Origin of the sequence: Marivita sp., from assembly GCF_020055675.1 — a bacterium.
Taxonomy (GTDB): domain Bacteria; phylum Pseudomonadota; class Alphaproteobacteria; order Rhodobacterales; family Rhodobacteraceae; genus Marivita.
Genome location: NZ_JAIPUS010000012.1, coordinates 84,598 through 104,410 on the forward strand (window position 1 = coordinate 84,598; position 19,813 = coordinate 104,410).

Consider the following 19,813-nt stretch of genomic DNA (forward strand, 5'->3'; position numbering starts at 1 on the left):
CAAGAAAAGAGACCGGTGCGATGAAAATCGAGAGAAAATTTACCAAGGCGGGGCAGGATGCATACGCGGAGATCGAATTCGTAAAAACAAAGTCCGAGATCCGGAACCCCGACGGGACCACGGTTTTCGCACTGGAGAACGTCGAAGTCCCGAGCAGCTGGAGCCAGGTCGCGAGTGACGTGCTGGCACAGAAGTATTTCCGCAAGGCAGGCGTCCCGGTTTCGGTCAAAAAGGTCAAGGAGCGTAACGTCCCGTCGTTCCTCTGGCGGTCCGTTCCGGCGACCGACGACACTGAGCGCACCGGGGAAGTCTCGTCCAAGCAGGTATTTGACCGCCTGGCAGGGGCGTGGACATATTGGGGCTGGAAAGGCGGCTACTTCACCACTGAAGAAGACGCCCAAGCCTATTTCGATGAAATGCGCTACATGCTGGCGACGCAGAAGGCCGCACCAAACAGCCCCCAGTGGTTCAACACCGGTCTGCACTGGGCCTATGGCATCGACGGTCCGAGCCAGGGGCACTTTTACGTCGACTACAAGACCGGCACGTTGACGAAGTCCACGTCGGCCTATGAACACCCGCAACCGCATGCGTGCTTCATCCAGTCCGTGGCGGATGATCTGGTCGGCGATGGCGGCATCATGGACCTCTGGGTCCGCGAGGCACGCCTGTTCAAGTACGGGTCGGGCACCGGTACCAACTTCAGCTCGCTCCGCGCGGCCAACGAGCCGCTGTCGGGTGGCGGCAAGTCGTCTGGCCTGATGGGGTTCCTCAAGATCGGTGACCGCGCGGCAGGCGCGATCAAGTCGGGCGGCACCACGCGCCGCGCCGCCAAGATGGTGATCTGCGACGCCGACCACCCCGATATCGAGGAATTCATCAACTGGAAGGTCAAGGAAGAGCAGAAAGTCGCGTCCATCGTCGCCGGATCGAAGATGCACGAAAAGATGCTCAACGCGATCTTCACTGCCATCGGGCATTGGGACGGCTTGCAGGACGACGCTTATGACCCCAAGAAAAACAATGGCTTGAAAGACGCAATTCGCACGGCGAAGAACGCGTTGATTCCCGAGACCTACATCAAGCGCGTGCTGGATTACGCGCGGCAGGGATACGCGTCGATCGAGTTTCCGACCTATGACACCGATTGGGACTCCGAGGCCTATGCAAGCGTATCGGGCCAGAACTCGAACAACTCGATCCGTGTGACCAACGCGTTCCTTCAGGCGGTCAAGGATGACGCCGATTGGGAGCTGATCCGCCGCACCGATGGCAGCGTCGCCAAGACGATCAAGGCGCGCGACCTGTGGGAAGACGTGGGCCACGCCGCATGGGCCTGTGCCGATCCCGGCATCCAGTTCCACACCACCGTCAATGAATGGCACACCTGCCCTGAAGATGGCGAGATCCGCGGCTCGAACCCGTGCTCGGAATACATGTTCCTTGACGACACGGCGTGCAATCTTGCGTCGATGAACCTGCTGACCTTCCTGAAGGACGGCGAGTTCCAGTCCGAAGACTACATGCATGCCACGCGGCTCTGGACGCTGACGCTGGAAATCTCGGTGATGATGGCGCAGTTCCCGTCCAAGGAAATCGCGCAGCGGTCCTATGACTTCCGCACGCTAGGTCTGGGCTATGCCAATATCGGCGGCCTGCTGATGAACCTCGGATATTCCTATGACAGCGACGAAGGCCGCGCGCTTTGCGGTGCGCTGACCGCGATCATGACCGGCGTGTCCTATGCCACATCGGCCGAAATCGCCGGAGAGCTTGGTGCCTTCACTGGCTACGAGACCAACCGCGACCACATGCTGCGGGTCATCCGCAACCATCGCAACGCGGCCTATGGCGCGACCACCGGATATGAAGACCTGTCGGTCAAGCCGGTTGCGCTGGATCACGCCAATTGCCCGGACGGACTGTTGGTCGAGCTTGCGATGTCGAGCTGGGACGAGGCACTGCGCCTTGGCGAAAAGCACGGCTACCGCAACGCGCAGGCGACCGTGATCGCGCCCACCGGCACGATCGGCCTGGTGATGGACTGCGACACCACCGGGATCGAGCCGGACTTCGCATTGGTGAAATTCAAGAAACTGGCCGGGGGCGGCTATTTCAAGATCATCAACCAATCGGTCCCGGCCGCGCTGGAAAAGCTGGGCTACACCACCGCCCAGATCGAGGAAATCGTTGCCTATGCCGAAGGGCACGGGACCATCGGCAACGCGCCGGCGATCAACCACACCACGCTCGCGGGGCATGGTTTCGGACCTGCGCAACTCGACAAGATCGAAAAGGCGATGGACGCGGCGTTCGACATCCGCTTCGTGTTCAACCAGTGGACGCTGGGCGAGGAATTCTGCCGCGAGGTGCTGGGTATTCCGCAGGACAAGCTGAATGATCCCACCTTCGACCTGCTGCGGCACCTTGGCTTCAGCAAGGCAGAAATCGACGCGGCAAACGATCATGCCTGCGGGACGATGACGCTGGAAGGCGCACCGCATCTGAAGGTCGAACATTACCCGGTGTTCGATTGCGCCAACCCCTGCGGCAAGAAGGGCACGCGCTACCTGTCGGTCAACAGCCACATCACCATGATGGCAGCGGCGCAGTCCTTCATTTCCGGTGCGATCTCCAAGACGATCAACATGCCCAACGATGCCACGATCGAGGATTGCCAGAAGGCGTATGAGCTAAGCTGGTCGCTTGGCACCAAGGCGAACGCGCTTTACCGCGACGGCTCCAAGCTGTCGCAGCCATTGGCGGCGGCATTGGTCGAAGACGATGAGGACGCCGCCGAGACGCTGGAGACCGGATCAACACACGAAAAGGCACAGGTCCTGGCCGAAAAGATCGTCGAGAAGGTGGTCATCAAGGAAATCCAGAAATCGCATCGTGAGAAAATGCCCGAGCGCCGCAAGGGCTACACGCAGAAGGCGGTTGTCGGCGGGCACAAGGTTTACCTGCGCACCGGCGAATACGCGGACGGCAACCTGGGCGAGATCTTCATCGACATGCACAAGGAAGGTGCCGGGTTCCGGGCGATGATGAACAACTTCGCAATCGCGGTGTCGGTCGGCCTGCAATACGGCGTGCCGCTCGAGGAGTTTGTCGATGCCTTCACCTTCACCAAGTTCGAACCGGCAGGCATGGTGCAAGGCAACGACAGCATCAAGAACGCGACATCGATCCTCGACTACATCTTCCGCGAACTGGCAGTGTCTTATCTCGACCGTACAGACCTGGCCCATGTGAAGCCCGAGGGGGCGTCTTTCGACGACCTTGGCCGGGGCGAGGAAGAGGGCGTGTCGAATGTCCAAGAGCTGTCGGATACCGCGGCCTCCCGCTCGCTCGAGGTGCTCAAGCAGATCAGCTCGACGGGCTATCTGCGCAAACGCCTGCCGCAAGAGCTGGTTGTTTTGCAGGGCGGCCAGTCCGGCGCCGTGGCGTTCGAGGGCGATACTACCATCGCACCGCTCAACAGGCTTGTGCCGGAAACCGGCGGCGTGGCGGTGGCGACGCAGACCACCAGCACCTCGACCACGGCCATGACCGCCGTGACCCGCGCCAAGATGCAGGGCTACGAGGGCGAGGCCTGCAGCGATTGCGGCAACTACACACTGGTCCGCAACGGCACCTGCATGAAGTGCAACACCTGCGGTGGCACGAGTGGGTGTAGCTGATGCACCGCCTCTGACGCGCGCCGGGTTGCTGGCATGGTCATGCCGCGCGGTGTGGAACGTCAGGGCGTGACGCGTGAAACGTCAAAAGGGGGCCTTGCGGCCCCCTTTTTTGTGCGTCTTCGGGTGTCATGTACCGAGACCGAGGTCGAACGCCGGGGGCCGACAGCCCATCAGGTCATCGATACCATCCGTGACAGGATTTCGACCCGGTCAACCCGGTCACGACCGCAGCGCCTGAAAATCCTTGAGCCGTTTACCGGCCTCCTCGACGAACAAGCCCGGAAGCGGCGTCAGCTCGGTTACGCGATCCATGCGGAAGGTCGCGAAGGCGTCATCGGTTTCATCCCAGACCACGCAGGTCCAGATGCGGCCCCAGTAATCCAGTTGCAATGGCCGGACCGTGTGCCCCTTGTCCTGTCCCTCTATCCGCAGGCGAAGCTTCTGACCCGCCCGGATCGCCTTGCGAAAGGCCGGCATATGGCGAAACCCTTGTGCAGCCTTGTCAAAGGGGTAGGTGGCAAACCCGAACCGTGCCGCGGGGGCTCCGGTGTCTTCGGGCAGCACGGCGTCAATCTTGTCGGCCAGCGCACGGGCGGCCGCCGACAGGGTCTCGTCCTCGGCCGCGCCGACAGCGGCAAGCGCCACATGCAAAGCCTCGAGTTCGGTCTGGGTCAGGTTCAGCGGCGGCAGCGTGACCATCGCCTGGGCCGTATACCCGGCGCCGCGCGCGCCCTCGACCGGCACGCCGGACGCGGCAAGCGTGTCCATGTCGCGGTAGATGGTACGCACGGACACGCCAAGATCCTGGGCCATCGCCTCGGCTGTGTGCAGGCGACCATCCTTGAGCCGCTGCATCAATGCATAAAGCCTGTCACTGCGTTTCATGTGATTCCCGCCCCTGACCTGTCGCGATACTGACAAAAACCTGACAACTGACAAGCTCTTGACAAAAATCCAGTGCGATTCATCGCGATCGTGAGAGTTTGGCGCTTTTCCACAGGCGTCAAACCCATTAGAACATCGCAGTCAGGATGCGCCGCGACGCGGCAATACAACGTTAGGAGAGAGCCATGCTCAACAATATCGGCCTTCCCGGCCTTCTGCTGATCGCCGTTGTGGTGCTGGTGCTGTTCGGTCGCGGCAAGATCTCGTCGCTGATGGGCGAAGTCGGCAAGGGTATCACGGCCTTCAAAAAAGGCGTGAAAGACGGAACCGAGGAAATCGAGCAGGCCGATACCGGCGACGATGCCAAGGATGTCACACCCGGAACGGACACCGCCGCCGATACCGAGTCCCACAAGGACAAGGTGTAACCCGACATGCTCGATCTGGGCTGGACGGAACTTCTGGTGATCGGTGTCGTCGCGCTGATCGTCGTGGGGCCCAAGGATTTGCCGGTGCTGTTTCGCAGTCTCGGGCAGTTCATGGGCAAGGCGCGCGGCATGGCGCGGGAGTTCAGCAAGGCGATGAACGACGCGGCTGACGATTCCGGCGTGTCGGAGATGTCCAAGACATTCAAATCCGCGACGAACCCGGTCTCGTCTGCGATGGATGGGGTGACGGACGCGGCAAAGTCGATGACAGAGCTTGATCCCGAAAGCCACACGGGAAAGCTTTCCGCGGAACGCCAGGAAGCCAAGAAGAAAATCGAATTGTCCGCCGCAAAGGCCGCCGCAGAGCGCAAGGCGCGCGAGGCCGCGGATGCGGCCGCGAAGGTGGAAGAGATGGAGACGGCGGCCGAAGCGCCTGACGACGCCGAGCCCGAATCCGATCCCGCGCCATCCGAGACGAAAGACAGCAAATGAACACCACGCCCGACGAGATCGAGGACAGTTCGGCGCCGCTGATCGAGCATCTGGCCGAGTTGCGAAACCGGCTGATCCATTCGGTCGCCGCATTTCTGGTCGGGATGATCATCTGTTTCACGGTTGCGACACCGCTGTTCAACTTCCTGACCGATCCGCTGTGCCAGGTCCTGGCGGCGCGCGGGCAGGATTGCGACCTGATTTTCATCAGCCCGCAAGAAGGCTTTTTCGTTGCCATAAAGATATCGCTTCTGGGCGGATTTATCCTGGCGTTCCCCTATATCGGCTTGCAGATGTGGCGCTTCGTGGCGCCGGGGCTTTACAAGACGGAAAAAGGCGCCTTCCTGCCGTTTCTGGTGGCGTCGCCCTTCATGTTCGCCCTCGGCGCGGCCTTTGCCTTTTATGTCGTCACACCGCTGGCATATGATTTCTTCCTCGGCTTCCAGCAATTCGGGTCCGAAGGTGAGGCGGTTGTCGATGAAGAGGTCACGCAAGGGCTATCGGTCGTGTTCCAGGGGTCGGCCCAGGAATACCTTAACCTGACCATCAAGTTCATCCTGGCGTTCGGCCTGTGTTTCCAATTGCCCGTCCTGCTGACGCTGATGGGCAAGACCGGTTTGGTGAGCGCGGATGGTCTTGGCGCGGTGCGCAAATACGCGGTCGTCGCGATCCTGATGCTGGCCGCCCTGGTCACGCCGCCGGATGTGATCACGCAGGTGATCCTGTTTGTCGTGGTCTATGGTCTGTACGAGGTGTCGATCTTCCTTGTGCGCCGGGTGGAGCGCAAACGCGAGGCCGAATTGCGGGCGCAAGGCCTCTGGTTCGAGGAAAATGATGACCCCGAAGACGATCCTCTGATGCGCGAATTTGACGAGGACGAGGACGAGGACGAGGACCGCGACCGATGAGTGACCCGATGGATCGAATCGCCGCCGCGTTGGAGCGGCTTGCTCCGGCGCCGCAACCTGCACCAGATTTCGACATGGCGGATGCGTTCGTCTGGCATGTCGATCCGGATCGGCTTCAGCCGGTGCCCGATGTCAGCCGCGTGGCCGTGGACCTGCTGATCGGCGTGGACCGCAGCCGCGACACGCTGCTGGCGAACACCCGCCAGTTCGCCCGTGGATTGCCCGCCAACAACGCGCTTTTGTGGGGCGCGCGGGGAATGGGCAAGTCAAGCCTGGTAAAGGCGGTTCACGCGGCGGTCCTGGCGGAAGGCACGCCGATCAAGCTGGTCGAGTTGCAGCGCGAAGACTTGCCCAGCGTGTCACGGCTCTTGACCCTTTTGCGGGACGCGCCGCACCGGTTCCTGCTTTTTTGCGACGATCTCAGCTTCAGCCATGACGATGAGCACTACAAATCACTGAAGGCGGTGCTGGATGGCGGCGTCGAAGGCCGGCCCGAAAACGTGGTTTTCTACGCCACCTCGAATCGACGTCACCTGATGCCGCGCGACATGATCGAGAACGAACGTTCTTCCTCGATCAATCCCTCCGAGGCGGTCGAGGAGAAGGTGTCCCTGTCCGACCGGTTCGGCCTGTGGCTGGGCTTTCACCCGTGCAACCAGGACGACTATCTCGCCATGATCCGAGGCTATTGCGATGCCTATGAGGTCGAAATCGACGAGACAACGATGCGGGCCGAGGCCATCGAATGGCAGGCCACGCGGGGGGCGCGATCCGGCCGGGTCGCGTGGCAGTATTTCACCGATCTGGCAGGACGCCGCGGCGTCGCGATCTGAGATTGGGTCGGACCGCTTGCGCGGTCCGACCGGTTGGGGGGCCAGCCCCCCAAACCCCCCGGCATATTTGCAAAGAGAAGAAGATCAGGCACGGCGGCGGCGGCCGCCGGTACGGCCCGCGCGGCCGCGGCCCTCGTGACCGGCTTTCGGTGGCTGTTTGTTGAACGCGATCCAGGCTGCACCGCCGTCGTCGTTATTGGTCAGGAAATTGGCGGCGCGAATGGCTTCCATTTCCTTGCCGGGGCGCGGTTTGGTCGATCCTAGGCCGAACAACTGGCAAAAGCTCTCGTCATCCATGTCGTCGGGCAGAACGATCCCGGCCGCGGCGACCTCGGCACGTTTTTCGGCAATTCTGGTCGGTCCGGTTGCGAGCGCGACTGGGTTCATGATCGCCGATGTCATGCCTGCGCCCATCGCCATCGGAAGGAAAGCGTTGTTGATCCCGTGCCGATTGGGCAGGCCAAAGCTGATGTTGGAGGCGCCGCAGGTCGTGTTCACGCCAAGTTCGTCACGCAGGCGGCGGACGAGGGTAAAGACCTGCAAACCGGCCGTGCCCATGGCGCCGATCGGCATGACCAGCGGATCGACCACGATGTCATGCGCCGGGATGCCGAAATCGGCGGCGCGTTCGACGATCTTTTTCGCAACGGCAAAGCGCACATCCGGGTCTTCGGAGATCCCGGTGTCGTCATTCGAGATCGCCACGACAGGCACGTTGTATTTCTTGACCAGAGGAAGCACCAGGTCCAGCCGCTCTTCCTCGCCGGTGACGGAGTTCAGCAGCGGGCGGCCATGCGCGGCGGCAAGGCCGTTTTCCAGCGCTCCGGGAACCGAGCTGTCGATGCAGAGCGGGCAATCGGTGACGGCCTGCACCCGTTCGACCAGTTCTCGCATCAAGGTTGGTTCGACGAAGTTGTTGTCGGCATAGCGCGGGTCTTCGGCCATCTTGTTGGAAAACACCGCGCCCGAATTGATGTCGAGCACACTGGCCCCGGCGGCCACCTGGGCAATTGCATCCGCCTCGACCCGGCTGAAATCTCCGCGTTCCAGTTCCTCGTTCAGGATCTTGCGGCCCGTCGGGTTGATCCGTTCGCCGATGACGCAGAACGGCTGGTCGAATCCGATGATGGCGGTTCTGGTCCTGGACTCGACGATGGTACGGGTCATGCGGCTACTCCTTCAATGCGGGCCAGGATGGCTGGCAGCGCGGGGTCTGTGAAATCGCGGATGGTCATATGGGCCCCGGCGGCGCGCAGCGTGGCGTCGTCGAGTGCCGAGCGGATACCGATGCTATAGGCGCCCGAGGCGGCGGCGGCACGCATGCCCGAGGGGCTGTCCTCGAAGGCGATACAGGTTGCCGCGGTTTCTCGCAAAGCCTCCATCGCCGTCAGGTAGGGCAAGGGGTGTGGCTTGCCGTGGGCGCATTCCTCGCCGATCACGATCACCTCGAACCGGTCGCGCAACCCGATGGCGCCCAGCATGGCTTCGGCATTGAGCCGCATGGCATTGGTGACAACGGCCATTTTCCAGCCCTGCGCCTGTGCGTGATCCAGAAACGCGGTCAGGCCCGGTGTTTCAGGGTAAGGCGCCGGCAGGCGGTCGCGGAACTGCGCCTCTTTCCATTTGCTCAAAGCCTGCGGATCGGGGTCGTCCGGCAGGTAGTCGGCGAAGACATCGACATTCAGGCGGCCATGCACCTGCTCCATGTAGAAGCCCTCGGGCACCGGCAGGCCGCGGGCCGTCCACAATTCGGTAAAAACCGCCTCGTGGATCGGATCCGAGTTCAACATGGTGCCGTCGAGATCGAAAAGCAGGGCTGGCATATCCGGTCGATCAGCTTGCGACAGCGGCGGCGGGCGCGGTGCCGGTCCCACCGTTCTCGATCGCCCAGGTGGCAGTGGACGTGATCCCGCCCAGCGGGAAGAAATGCACCTGTTTGATGTTGAAATCGGGATGTGCGGCCTTGTGCGCCGCCAGCTTGCTCAGCACCTCGGTCGGCTCGTAGGGCAAGAGCAGCTTGGTCACGTCCATCGCGCGTTTCTGCAGCACCTTGAGTGACGGGCCGACACCGCAGGCGATGGCGAACTTGATCAGGGTTTGCAATTTTGCAGGTCCGGCTATGCCGATATGCACCGGCAGGGTGATGCCGGCCGCCGAGAGGTCCTCGACCCATTTGATGATCGGGTCGGCATCAAAGGCGAATTGCGTGGCCAGCGCCATGTGCGCGTCGGTGCGCTCTGAAAATGCTTGCTTCCAGCGCAGCGCGTCTTCGACAGCCTTCATGCCGCCATCGGGGTCAATATCCTTGTTGCCCTCGGGGTGGCCGGCGACATGCAAGCGCTTGAAGCCCGCCTTGTCGAAAAGTCCGGTGTCCATCAGCTGCATCGAGCTGTCGAAGGCGCCATGCGGGGCCGCCACGCCCCCCGCGAGAAGCAGCGCCTGATCGACGCCGGCTTCACCCTGGTAGCGCGCGATCCAGTCCGCGAGCATTGCCCGATCCTTGATGATCCGGGCGGGGAAATGCGGCATCACCCGAAAGCCGTCATCAGCCAGGCGCCTGGCGGTGGCGGTCATGTCCTCGATCGGGGTGCCGTCGATATGGGCGATGTAGACCCGGGTGCCTGGGGCCAGCAGGGCGCGGAAATCCTCGACCTTTTCGGCGGTGCGGGGCATCACCTCGATGGAATAGCCCTGCAGGAACGCCGCCATCTCGGGGGGGACGGCGGTCTCGACGGTGTCGCGCTTGCGGAAATTCAACAATGCCATGATAGCCTCCCTCAAGGTCATGCGGGGTTATGCCCAACCTTCGTTTTCGATCAGCGTTTTCAGGCGCTGCTGGTCGTAGTCCGCGTCAAGGCGCGCAGCCTCCGCGGTGCAGATCTCGGTGGCGTCACCGTCGACCGGGTAAGGATCGGCCTTGCGCCATTGTGCCAGGTAGCTGTCGGTATCGGACGCGCCGATCTTCATCGCGGCGCGGTCTATGGCCTGCTCGAACCGCTCGGGCAATTGTGCCTTGGCGCCCCGGCGGCCCTTGCCGACGATCACCTGTGCCGGGATATCGCGCCAATAGACAATAGTGACTTCCGCCATGTCGTGATTCCCTCGTGTGTTCTGCGCCTTGGTAATCGAGCGCGGTTGCAAGATAAGGATGATTTTCGACGTGTCCGCTGCTGTCTGCGACGCTCTGCCTTCACAGGCCCAAGCGCATGCGATTGCGATACACCAAGGAGTGCATGATTTGTCGTCTTTCCAGAAGATCGCGTCATAACTGTGCGACAGATGCATCACGAAACTTGCGATAGTCCGAAAGCAGGCATAAGGTCGGGGCAACTCAGATATTCGGAAGGCGCAAAGTCATGGCGCCAAAGCGTCCCAAGGGTGCGGGCGCATTCCCGAAACCGGTAGAAAGCCCCGCGCCGTCCCGGCCCGATCCGTCCGAGCTTTATGCCGCGCTGGATTTGGGCACAAATAGTTGTCGTATGCTGATTGCCCAACCCAAAGGCAACCAGTTCCACGTCGTCGACAGCTTTTCCAAATCCGTGCAGCTTGGAGCCGGGCTTGAAAAATACGGTCGGCTCAGCCGGTCGTCGATGAACCGCACGATCTCAGCGCTGCGCGTGTGCCAGCAAAAAATCCGCCGTCACGAGGTGACGCGGATGCGCCTTGTCGCGACCGAGGCCTGCCGCCGCGCGCATAATTCCCGCGACTTCATCCGTCAGGTCAAACGCGAAACCGGCCTGACCCTCGAGATCATCCAGCCAGAGGAAGAGGCGCGGCTGGCCGTGATCTCCTGTGCGCCTTTGGTCAGCACCAAGACCGATCAGCTTCTGGTGGTCGATATCGGTGGTGGCTCGACAGAGCTTGTCTGGATCGACCTGACAGCGGTCCCGTCATTCGAACGCCCGCGCGCGATTATGCGGTTGCACGCCGGGTTCCACCCCAAGGACAGCCCGTTCCCGGCTGCGCGGGTCGTCGACTGGATCAGCGTGCCGTTGGGTGTGGCCACCTTGCGGGACCAGTTTTCCGATGTCGAAAGCGACAGCGCACGTTACGCGCTGATGAGCTGGTTCTTCGAGGAAAACCTGGCCGAGTTTGCGCCCTATAAGGATGAACAGACGCGCGAGGGATTCCAGATCGTCGGCACCAGCGGCACGGTGACGACGGTCGCGGCCAGCCATCTCGGGCTCAAGCGATATGACCGCAACAAGGTGGACGGTCTGCGCATGACCTCGGACCAGATCGAGAAGGTGATCGCGGGATACCTGCATCTTGGTCCCGAGGGGCGACGCGCCGACCCCCGAATCGGGTTGGACCGGCAGGCGCTGATCATGTCGGGGGCCGCGATCCTGCAAGCGCTATTACGGTGCTGGCCCACGGACCGGTTGTCCGTGGCGGACCGGGGGTTGCGGGAAGGTCTGCTTTACGCCCAGATGTCGGCCGATGGTGCGCTCGAGGACGGGCCTTTCTGAGAGCCTCGGGTCCAGGTCCTAGGCCAGCAGGGTGATCACACGCCGCAGCGCCAGCTCGTACCCTTCGACGCCAAACCCCGCGAGCACGCCCTCGGCGCGGGCCGAGACGTAGGAGTGGTGACGAAACGGCTCGCGCTTGTGCACATTCGTGATGTGGATTTCGAACACCAGCCCTTCAAAGGCCTGCAGTGCATCGAAGATTGCCACCGATGTATGGGTGAACGCACCGGGGTTGATCAGGATTGCCTGGGCCTTGTCCCGCGCCTCGTGAATCCAGTCGATGATCTGGCCTTCGTGGTTCGATTGCATCGCAGTCAGGGTCAGACTCGCAGAGCGCGCCAACCCGTCACACCGGGACGTCACGTCGTCTAGAGTGTCCGCGCCATAGATCGCGGGCTCGCGCTTTCCAAGCAGGTTCAGATTGGGTCCATTGATCAGGTAAACGGTCTTGGACATTGCGGCGCTCCAACAGTGATACCCGTGACGTGCCAGCTTGCCAGCCTCCGCGCAACCCACGCCAGCAGCACGCGGCTCCGGACGTGTCCCGGCGGCGACATGATGCGGCGCCGAGAAGCCGCTGCACGGAATGGCATCACCGTTGATCCGGGGTAAGGATTGACGCGGCGGTCGCACCCCGGAGACACCCATGACCGACTACGCCATCAACACCGCGCCCATCGCTGCACTCCCGATCGCGGGAGAAGAAAGCCGTTTTCCGGTGCGCCGTGTCTACTGCATTGGCCGCACCTATGCCGCGCATGCGATTGAAATGGGTCACTATCCCGACCGGGAAATCCCGTTTTTCTTTCGGAAAAACTCCGATAACCCCGTTTCCTCCGGCGAATTTCCCCATCCGCCGCGGTCCACGCAGGTGCATCCGGAAGCCAAGATGCTGGTTGCGCTGAAGAGCGGAGGTCGCAACATCCCCGTGGACAGGGCGTTGGATCTTGTTTTCGCGGATGGCCTCGCGCGCGACATGACGCGGCGCGACCTTCAGGGGATCGCCAAGAAGGCCGGGCGCCCCTGGGCGGTCGGCAAGGCGTTCGAACGCTCCGCCCATGCGGACCGGTGCATCCTGCCTCACGCATTCGCGACGGCAAGATCGCCAGTTTGGGCCATGATATGGGAGGCGATGACGTGATCGAAGCCACCGTCAAGCTGGTGCTGCCCGGCGGGATCGAGGCGCATTGCCATATCGCGCAGGAATGCGGCATGGGACTGATGACGGCGGACGATTACGAATCCGGGTCGATTTCGGCGGCATGGCGGGCTGAGAGTCAAAACCACCCCATGCCTATGACCCAAGAAAACATTCGCCATATCAATCCAATGGCACGCCCGTGGGTCCGGCGTGGCGGGGCGGCGACTTGGCCTTCCAGCGCCATACGGTTCACGCTTCTGCCCGTCCCGGGCTGAGCGCGCCGGCTGGGAAATCCAACCACGTTCGACACTCCCCCCGGCCATCGCTGCCAAGGCCCCGCTGTGATTGTTCCCTGATATGGCCGGACGGCCATGTCCCTGCGCCGCCTGCGGCTGGCAGGGCAGGGCGTCGCACTGGAATTCTTCCGGTTTTTCCTTGCCAGGGCACGGTCCGCGATTGCAAAGGGATGTCGGCAGGCCGATATCCATGACAGCCGTGCGAAAGGACTCTGATGCAGCGCGATGACGGAATACGACGACGGACATCTCTATCGATGCCGATTCTGCGCACGTCCCGAAGCCAGCACAAGGCCGGTACTCTGACCCTTGGCAACCTGCTGACGGCGCTTGGCGAGACGTCCTTCGGGTGGGCCATCGTCGTGTTTTCGCTGCTCACGCTGCTGCCGCTGCCACCGGGGTCGTCTTTGATCACCGCTTTGCCGCTGCTGGTGACGACGGGGCAGATGGTGCTCGGATATCCGCATGTGAAGCTTCCCGGGCGGCTGGCGCGCCTGCGGCTCGACCCGGTCAAGCTGCGCCGCACGGTTCTGCGGCTGCGGCCGGTGACGCGCAGGCTCGAACGCGTCCTGACCCCGCGCTACTTGCCGCTTTTCGCCCGCCGAAACGAACGGGTGCTTGGCCTGCTGCTGCTCGTGATCGCCGTTGCGCTGTTCCTGCCCGTGCCGTTCAGCGGCTGGTTCCCGGCGATCTCGCTCTTTGTCTTCGGTGTCGGCCTGGTCGAACAAGACGGGCTGGTCGCAACCATTGGCCTGATCCTGGGGGGCGCCTCGGTGCTCGTGACCGCCACGATCCTTGTCACGCTGTCAGCGGGCGCCGAGGCGATCTTCTGATTTTCCGGACCGGGGGTACCTGCCATCAACACTGCCCTTCCGAGGCTTCGAAGGGTCGGTCAGCGGTCTAGGGTCAGGATACATAACCAATAAATGACGAGAGATGCCAGAGAGATGGCTGAGAGGAACACCTTGGGGCATCGGTCATAGCGGGTTGCCACGCGCCTCCAATCCTTGAGCCTGCCGAACATGATCTCGATACGGTTTCGCCGTTTGTAGCGGCGCTTGTCATATTTGACCGATGTCTTCCGCTGCTTCCGGCCTGGAATGCAAGCGCGTATGCCCTTGTCTTGCAACGCTTCTCTGAACCAGTCTGCGTCGTAGCCGCGATCTCCGAGCAGCCATTTGACGTTTGGCAGACTGCTGAGCAGCGCCCGCGCGCCGACATAGTCGCTCACCTGTCCAGCGGTGACAAACAGGTTCAGCGGCCGACCTTGGCTGTCACAGATGGCGTGCAGCTTGGTGTTCATACCGCCCTTGGTGCGACCGATCAGGCGACCACGTCCCTCTTTTTTGGTAACCATGCTGGTCGCCGTTCGGTGTGCCTTGAGGTATGTTGCATCGATCATCACGGTCTTCTCCTCGCCGTGCTCCGCAGCCAGCCCGACCATCATCCGAGCGAAGATGCCTTTCTCGCTCCAACGCTTCCAGCGGCTGTAAAGCGTCTTGTGCGGGCCATAGGCTGCAGGGGCATCGCGCCACCTTAACCCATTGCGGTTGATGAAGATTATCCCACTCAGAACGCGCTTGTCATCGACCCGGGGCTTTCCGTGCGACTTCGGAAAGAAAGGTTCCAGACGCGCCATTTGCGCGTCGCTAAGCCAAAAAAGATCGCTCATGTCACTGCTCCATTTTCGGAGCCGTGAATCAGGCAGTGCGACCGAAATCAATGCATCCTGACCCAAAACGGCCAGCATCGTTTTTCCGATTCAGCGAGGACCATGTCGCGGCCTTCGCGGCTGAATATACGACCGAGATCCGTGTCGCCAATGCGAACGGCATCGAGAAAAAAGACGTGGTGAAGCGGCTCAGAACGCGGGGAGTGCGACCGATCCTCGGTCAGGTTGATATTGGCCTTGATATGTATCGGGCACAGGATAGCCCGATGTTCGAACCGGCTTGATGCTTGGTCGCGCGATACAGAAAAGATGAATTGATAGGCCGCCCGATGGGCGGCCTTTTTCGTTTGCAGTGATCGAAACCGTGGCCTATTTTTTCAGAAAGTAGTGCAAGCATCGGGAATTTTCGACGTTGCCAACTATGTCCACGAATTGGTGGTCGAAAGGACAAATCGGCGGATTTTTCCCACTTGGTCACCGGAAAATCAATGACTTAGACGCGGCTGATGGCCAAGTTTTGATGGTCGCTTCATCTGTTGAAGCGACCATCAAAACTTGACCATCAGGACTGTCCAAATGTCCATTGGACAGTCAATTCGTGTCCTCTGACCGGACTTGAGCACGGTAAGAAGTCGTATGTTTATGGTGGAGCGAAAGTTGACGTGATCTGCATGGCGCTTGAGGCTCAACTTCTATCCCTCCGTTAAGCAGTGGCGATTGAGCACCCGGCCAACTTGAAAGGGTGTGAATATTGACAGCCAGAAATCCTTCCGCGAGATTCAGGCGGCTCCTTTCGCATGGCTTCTTCGCGCCCGAGCTCCCTGCCTGCTGCATCTCAGAAGACCTTGCTCGCTGCAGGGCGGCGATCTGGCGGGATATTCAGGGGCGGCGCTGCACCGAGGGCACTGACTTCCGGGATCGGCTGCCCGAAGGCGCAACATAGATCGCAAAGCATCGCGAACCGGATGGAATGTCGAGTGCGTCCGGCAGGTTGCAGAGCCGCCGCGCCTGGTCCCAGGGTGATCGAAGATTTCACAACGCGACGCTTTGAGCGGACGCCTGAAAAAGCGGCAAACTGCGTGGATTGGGCTCCACTCCGGTCAAAAAGACCCGTTTGTCGAGAGTTACCTGAAAGATCTTCAGCGGTGTTGTTGGACTGTTATGAAAAGGTTCTAAGCGGGAGGCGGTACATGATGACTTCGCCAGGATCCGATGAAAGATTTTCAACCCAAAGCATCCGACACTGAGGACGCTCCCGCGCACAGTATACACCAACGCCCGCTTCGGAGACTGCTTACCAAGTGGTCTCAAGGCAGTTCTCCGGTTTCGACACAGGCCTTGTGGAGCGACTGGGCGGTGCATTTTGCAACCGCCCCCGATCTTCACGTCGACTTGGCCAAGTCGGCCACCGAGGGATGGATGGAATGGTTGCGCTACGTCTCGTCGGGCTGTCCCGATGATCCGGACCTGCAACCGGTGACACCTCCGAAAACGGACCGCAGGTTCACCGGTCCCGAGTGGCAATATCCGTCATTTGCAGCGGCGGCACAGGCATTCTTGTTGACCGAGGAATTGGCTGAGAAAGCTGCCCGCAACGTGCCGGGGCTTGCGCCCTCGCGTCAGGCGTCGATGGCGTTTCTCACGCGCCAAATCCTCGACGCGGTTTCGCCCTCCAATTTTCCGATGACCAATCCGAAGGTTTTGGCCCGGACACTGCAGACAGGTGGAGCAAACATTCATCACGGTCTGGACCGCGTGGTGCGTGACGTCACATCAGGAGAGCAACCCGCGAAGACTGCCAAGATCGGCAAAGATGTCGCCACGGCACCGGGCAGGGTGGTGTATCGCAATCACCTGATCGAATTGATCCAGTACGAACCGACAACGGAACAAGTTCACCCCGAATCGGTTCTGATCGTTCCGGCATGGATCATGAAATACTACATTCTAGACCTCAGCCCCGGGAATTCGCTTGTCCGCTATCTCACCGAGCAGGGGTTCACGGTTTTCATGATTTCCTGGCGCAACCCCACCGCAGAAGATGCGCATTACGGCATGCAGGACTATCTGGACCTCGGTCCGCGCGCCGCACTCGATGTCATCGCGGATCGGACTGGCATGCATTCTGTGCACGCCGCGGGATATTGCCTTGGCGGCACCTTGCTCTCGATTGCAGCCGCGGCGATGGCGCGGGACGGCGATAACCGCCTCGCAAGCATGACGCTGCTGGCCGCGCAAACCGATTTCAGTGAGCCGGGGGAACTCAGCCTTTTCATCGACGAAAGCCAGGTGTCGTTCCTCGAGGACGTGATGCACGCGCAGGGCTATCTCGATGCCAGCCAGATGATGAGCGCATTTCAGATGTTGCGGTCGAACGACCTGGTCTGGTCGCAGATGATCCATAAATATCTGCTCGGAGACGAAGACGCGCCGATGAACGATCTCATGTCATGGAATGCGGACACGACGCGCCTGCCAGCGCGGATGCACTCGGAATATCTGCGGCACATGTTCCTCAACAACGACCTCGCAGCGGGTCGGTATCATGTGGATGGGCATCACATTTCCTTGCGTGACATTCGCAGCCCGGTCTTTGCCGTGGGCACGGAAACCGATCACATCGCGCCGTGGACCTCGGTCTTCAAAATCCACAATTTCGCCCATGCGGATGTCACCTTTGCCTTGACCAATGGCGGGCATAACGCCGGTGTTCTCTCGGAGCCCGGCCACCGCTACCGACACTATCGCCTTCACACAGTCCGCGATCAGGGAAAAGCCCTGTCTCCGGAGGATTGGATGCAGGCGGCGCAGCGTGAAGACGGAAGCTGGTGGCCCGCATGGGCGGCATGGTTGGCAGATAAGTCGGGACCGAAAGGCCAGCCTCCGAAAATGGGCAAGGCGCTCGATGATGCGCCCGGCACATATGTATTTCAGGAGTGACCGGCATGTTTCCTGAAAATGACTTTCTCAAGGGCAAGGTCGGGCTTGTGGTTGGCATTGCAAACGAGCACTCGATCGCAGCGGGCTGCGCCGCCGCGTTCCGGGCATCCGGAGCAAGGCTTTGCCTGACCTACCAGAACGAAAAGGCGCTCCACTACGTTGAACCCGTGGCGACGTCTCTGGACGCTGACTTGCTCTTGCCCCTCGACGTGACGGACAGCGCACAGTTGGACACTGTCTTCACGCAGATCCGACAGACCTGGGGCAAGCTCGATTTCCTGGTGCATTCAATCGCCTTTTGCCCGCGCGACGATCTGCACGGGCGGGTCGTGGACTGTTCGCAGGACGGGTTCGCGCTGGCCATGGATGTCTCGGTGCATTCGCTGATCCGCCTCGCCAAGCGGGCGGAACCACTGATGGCGGATGGCGGGACGATCCTGACCGTCTCTTATCATGGCGCAGAGAAAGTCGTCGGCAACTACAACATCATGGGGCCGGTCAAGGCCGCCTTGGAGGCCACGACACGTTATCTCTCGGTGGAGCTTGGGGAAAAGAACATCCGGGTGAACGCATTGTCACCCGGACCGTTGGAAACGCGTGCGGCTTCGGGCATTGATCACTTTGACGAACTGATCGATGATGCTCGCACGCGCGCACCACTGCACCGCCTGACCACAATCGAAGAAGTTGGCGCGATGGCTGCGTGTCTCGTGTCCGACTTTGCGGTCTCGGTCAGCGGCAACACGGCTTTCATTGACGGAGGACATCATGTTGTCTGACCCGGAACCGCTGGGGTACATCGAAAATCGCCCCTTCGACGAGATCAAGATAGGCGACTCCGCAGAACTGGTGCGCACTTTGACGGCGCAGGATATCGACGCGTTTGCCGTCGTGTCGGGTGACGTGAACCCGGCCCATGTGGACGTCGAATTCGCCGAGGGCGACATCTTTCACAAGGTGATCGCGCACGGCATGTGGGGCGGTGCTCTGATCTCGAACGTGCTCGGCACGCAACTGCCTGGACCGGGGACAATCTATCTCGAGCAATCGCTGAAATTCCTGAAGCCGGTCGGTGTTGGCGACACGGTTGTGGTCCGCGTCGAGGTCACGGACCGCGACCCGGAGCGTCACAGGCTGACGCTTGCCTGTACCTGTACCAATGGCGATGGAAAGCCGGTGATCGAGGGCGTCGCCAGAGTGATCGCCCCGGATCGCAAGATCCGTCGGCCCCGCATGACCATGCCCGATCTTGTGATGCACCGACACGGCAAGGCACATGGCGAGATGCTGGTCCGTGCCCAGGCGCTGGATCCCACGGTGACGGCGGTTGTTCACCCATGCGACAAGCCCTCGCTTGAAGGCGCCCTGCAAGCGCGCGATCTCGGAATTCTCTCGCCCATTCTGGTGGGACCGTCAGCGCGGATTCGGGCCGTTGCCGACGAACATGCCCTCGATATCTCGGGGTTGAAGATTGTCGACACGCCCCACAGCCACGCTGCAGCCGAGGCCGCCGTCGATCTGATCCGTGCCGGCGCAGCCCAGGCCCTGATGAAAGGCGCATTGCACACGGACGAGGTGATGTCCGCCATTGTCTCCAAGACCGGCGGCCTGCGCACCGAACGCCGCATGAGCCATGTCTACGTGATGGACGTGCCGACCTATCCCAAACCGCTGATCATCACCGATGCCGCGATCAATATCGCGCCGGACCTCGAGACCAAGGCGGACATCATCCAGAACGCCATCGACCTGGCGCGGGCCATTGGCATCGATGTTCCGAAGGTGGCGATCCTGTCGGCGGTCGAAACCATCAACCCGCGGATGCAATCCACGATCGAAGCGGGCGCCCTGTGCAAGATGGCGGATCGCGGTCAGATCACCGGAGGGCTTCTGGACGGACCCCTGGCCTTCGACAATGCCATCTCGATGCGCGCCGTTGCCACCAAGAGCATCGTGTCCCCCGTGGCAGGGCAGGCGGATATTCTGATCGCTCCCGACCTCGAGGCCGGCAACATGATCGCCAAGCAGCTGATGTATCTCGCGGGCGCCGAAGCCGCTGGCGTGGT

General features: G+C 61.4%; 18 protein-coding genes and 1 pseudogene. 12 read left to right on the forward strand and 7 right to left on the reverse strand.

Annotated features, from left to right (window positions below; translation table 11 throughout):
- Positions 1-20: 20 nt before the first annotated feature.
- A complete protein-coding gene (locus LCF59_RS10120) occupies positions 21-3,683 on the forward strand; it encodes a vitamin B12-dependent ribonucleotide reductase (RefSeq protein WP_292287345.1) in 3,663 nt (1,220 codons plus the stop codon).
- Between the two features lie 219 nt (positions 3,684-3,902).
- Here the strand turns inward: LCF59_RS10120 and LCF59_RS10125 are convergent, their stop codons facing one another.
- On the reverse strand, positions 3,903-4,568 hold the full coding sequence (locus tag LCF59_RS10125; RefSeq protein WP_292287346.1) for a YafY family protein: 666 nt from the start codon (positions 4,566-4,568) through the stop codon (positions 3,903-3,905).
- Between the two features lie 185 nt (positions 4,569-4,753).
- On the opposite strand from LCF59_RS10125, the gene LCF59_RS10130 reads away from it, so the two are divergent.
- From LCF59_RS10130 to LCF59_RS10145, 4 genes are read left to right on the forward strand one after another with little or no spacing between them, the layout of a single operon-like run.
- A complete protein-coding gene (locus LCF59_RS10130) occupies positions 4,754-4,996 on the forward strand; it encodes a twin-arginine translocase TatA/TatE family subunit (protein ID WP_292287347.1) in 243 nt (80 codons plus the stop codon).
- A gap of 6 nt (positions 4,997-5,002) precedes the next feature.
- Entirely contained in the window at positions 5,003-5,488 is a 486-nt protein-coding gene (gene tatB, locus LCF59_RS10135) for a Sec-independent protein translocase protein TatB (protein WP_292287348.1), read from the forward strand.
- A complete protein-coding gene (gene tatC, locus LCF59_RS10140; protein ID WP_292287349.1) occupies positions 5,485-6,396 on the forward strand; it encodes a twin-arginine translocase subunit TatC in 912 nt (303 codons plus the stop codon). Before tatB ends, tatC begins: the two co-directional genes overlap by 4 nt.
- A complete protein-coding gene (locus LCF59_RS10145) occupies positions 6,393-7,229 on the forward strand; it encodes an ATP-binding protein (protein WP_292287350.1) in 837 nt (278 codons plus the stop codon). The genes tatC and LCF59_RS10145 overlap by 4 nt, the downstream gene beginning before the upstream one ends.
- An 84-nt stretch (positions 7,230-7,313) precedes the next feature.
- Here LCF59_RS10145 and LCF59_RS10150 read toward each other — a convergent pair whose 3' ends face one another.
- The 4 genes from LCF59_RS10150 to LCF59_RS10165 are packed head-to-tail and all read right to left on the reverse strand — an operon-like array spanning position 7,314 to position 10,319.
- Entirely contained in the window at positions 7,314-8,396 is a 1,083-nt protein-coding gene (locus tag LCF59_RS10150) for a methyltetrahydrofolate cobalamin methyltransferase (protein ID WP_292287351.1), read from the reverse strand.
- Complete coding sequence (locus LCF59_RS10155; RefSeq protein WP_292287352.1) at positions 8,393-9,052, reverse strand: HAD family phosphatase; 660 nt, start codon at positions 9,050-9,052, stop codon at positions 8,393-8,395. Before LCF59_RS10155 ends, LCF59_RS10150 begins: the two co-directional genes overlap by 4 nt.
- Before the next feature lie 10 nt (positions 9,053-9,062).
- Complete coding sequence (locus tag LCF59_RS10160; protein ID WP_292287353.1) at positions 9,063-9,995, reverse strand: methylenetetrahydrofolate reductase; 933 nt, start codon at positions 9,993-9,995, stop codon at positions 9,063-9,065.
- A 27-nt stretch (positions 9,996-10,022) separates the two neighbouring features.
- Positions 10,023-10,319, reverse strand: a complete 297-nt coding sequence (locus LCF59_RS10165; protein ID WP_292287354.1) for a virulence factor — start codon at positions 10,317-10,319, stop codon at positions 10,023-10,025.
- Between the two features lie 266 nt (positions 10,320-10,585).
- Here LCF59_RS10165 and LCF59_RS10170 point away from each other — a divergent pair, with 266 nt between their 5' ends.
- Positions 10,586-11,698 (forward strand): Ppx/GppA phosphatase family protein, encoded by a 1,113-nt coding sequence (locus LCF59_RS10170; RefSeq protein WP_292287355.1) that lies wholly within the window; start codon positions 10,586-10,588, stop codon positions 11,696-11,698.
- A gap of 18 nt (positions 11,699-11,716) precedes the next feature.
- On the opposite strand, the gene aroQ is transcribed toward LCF59_RS10170, so the two are convergent.
- Positions 11,717-12,154: a type II 3-dehydroquinate dehydratase gene (gene aroQ, locus LCF59_RS10175; protein ID WP_292287356.1), complete on the reverse strand. Its 438-nt coding sequence runs from the start codon at positions 12,152-12,154 to the stop codon at positions 11,717-11,719.
- 190 nt (positions 12,155-12,344) lie between these two features.
- On the opposite strand from aroQ, the pseudogene LCF59_RS10180 reads away from it, so the two are divergent.
- The 3 genes and pseudogenes from LCF59_RS10180 to LCF59_RS10190 form a co-directional block, all read left to right on the forward strand.
- Positions 12,345-12,787 (forward strand): annotated as a pseudogene (locus LCF59_RS10180) (fumarylacetoacetate hydrolase family protein); the annotation flags it as partial.
- Positions 12,788-12,835: 48 nt separating this feature from the next.
- Entirely contained in the window at positions 12,836-13,114 is a 279-nt protein-coding gene (locus LCF59_RS10185) for a hypothetical protein (protein WP_292287365.1), read from the forward strand.
- Positions 13,115-13,392: 278 nt separating this feature from the next.
- Complete coding sequence (locus tag LCF59_RS10190; protein ID WP_292287357.1) at positions 13,393-13,968, forward strand: exopolysaccharide biosynthesis protein; 576 nt, start codon at positions 13,393-13,395, stop codon at positions 13,966-13,968.
- A 59-nt stretch (positions 13,969-14,027) separates the two neighbouring features.
- On the opposite strand, the gene LCF59_RS10195 is transcribed toward LCF59_RS10190, so the two are convergent.
- On the reverse strand, positions 14,028-14,807 hold the full coding sequence (locus tag LCF59_RS10195) for an IS5 family transposase (protein WP_292287358.1): 780 nt from the start codon (positions 14,805-14,807) through the stop codon (positions 14,028-14,030).
- Between the two features lie 1,356 nt (positions 14,808-16,163).
- On the opposite strand from LCF59_RS10195, the gene LCF59_RS10200 reads away from it, so the two are divergent.
- The 3 genes from LCF59_RS10200 to LCF59_RS10210 all read left to right on the forward strand — a co-directional run.
- Positions 16,164-17,747 carry an alpha/beta fold hydrolase gene (locus LCF59_RS10200; protein WP_292287359.1) on the forward strand — a complete coding sequence of 528 codons (1,584 nt, stop codon included), beginning with the start codon at positions 16,164-16,166 and terminating at the stop codon, positions 17,745-17,747.
- Between the two features lie 5 nt (positions 17,748-17,752).
- On the forward strand, positions 17,753-18,526 hold the full coding sequence (gene fabI, locus LCF59_RS10205) for an enoyl-ACP reductase FabI (RefSeq protein ID WP_292287360.1): 774 nt from the start codon (positions 17,753-17,755) through the stop codon (positions 18,524-18,526).
- Positions 18,516-19,813, forward strand: a 1,298-nt coding sequence (locus LCF59_RS10210; RefSeq protein WP_292287361.1) for a bifunctional enoyl-CoA hydratase/phosphate acetyltransferase, incomplete at its 3' end; no start/stop codon positions are given. The genes fabI and LCF59_RS10210, both read left to right, overlap by 11 nt.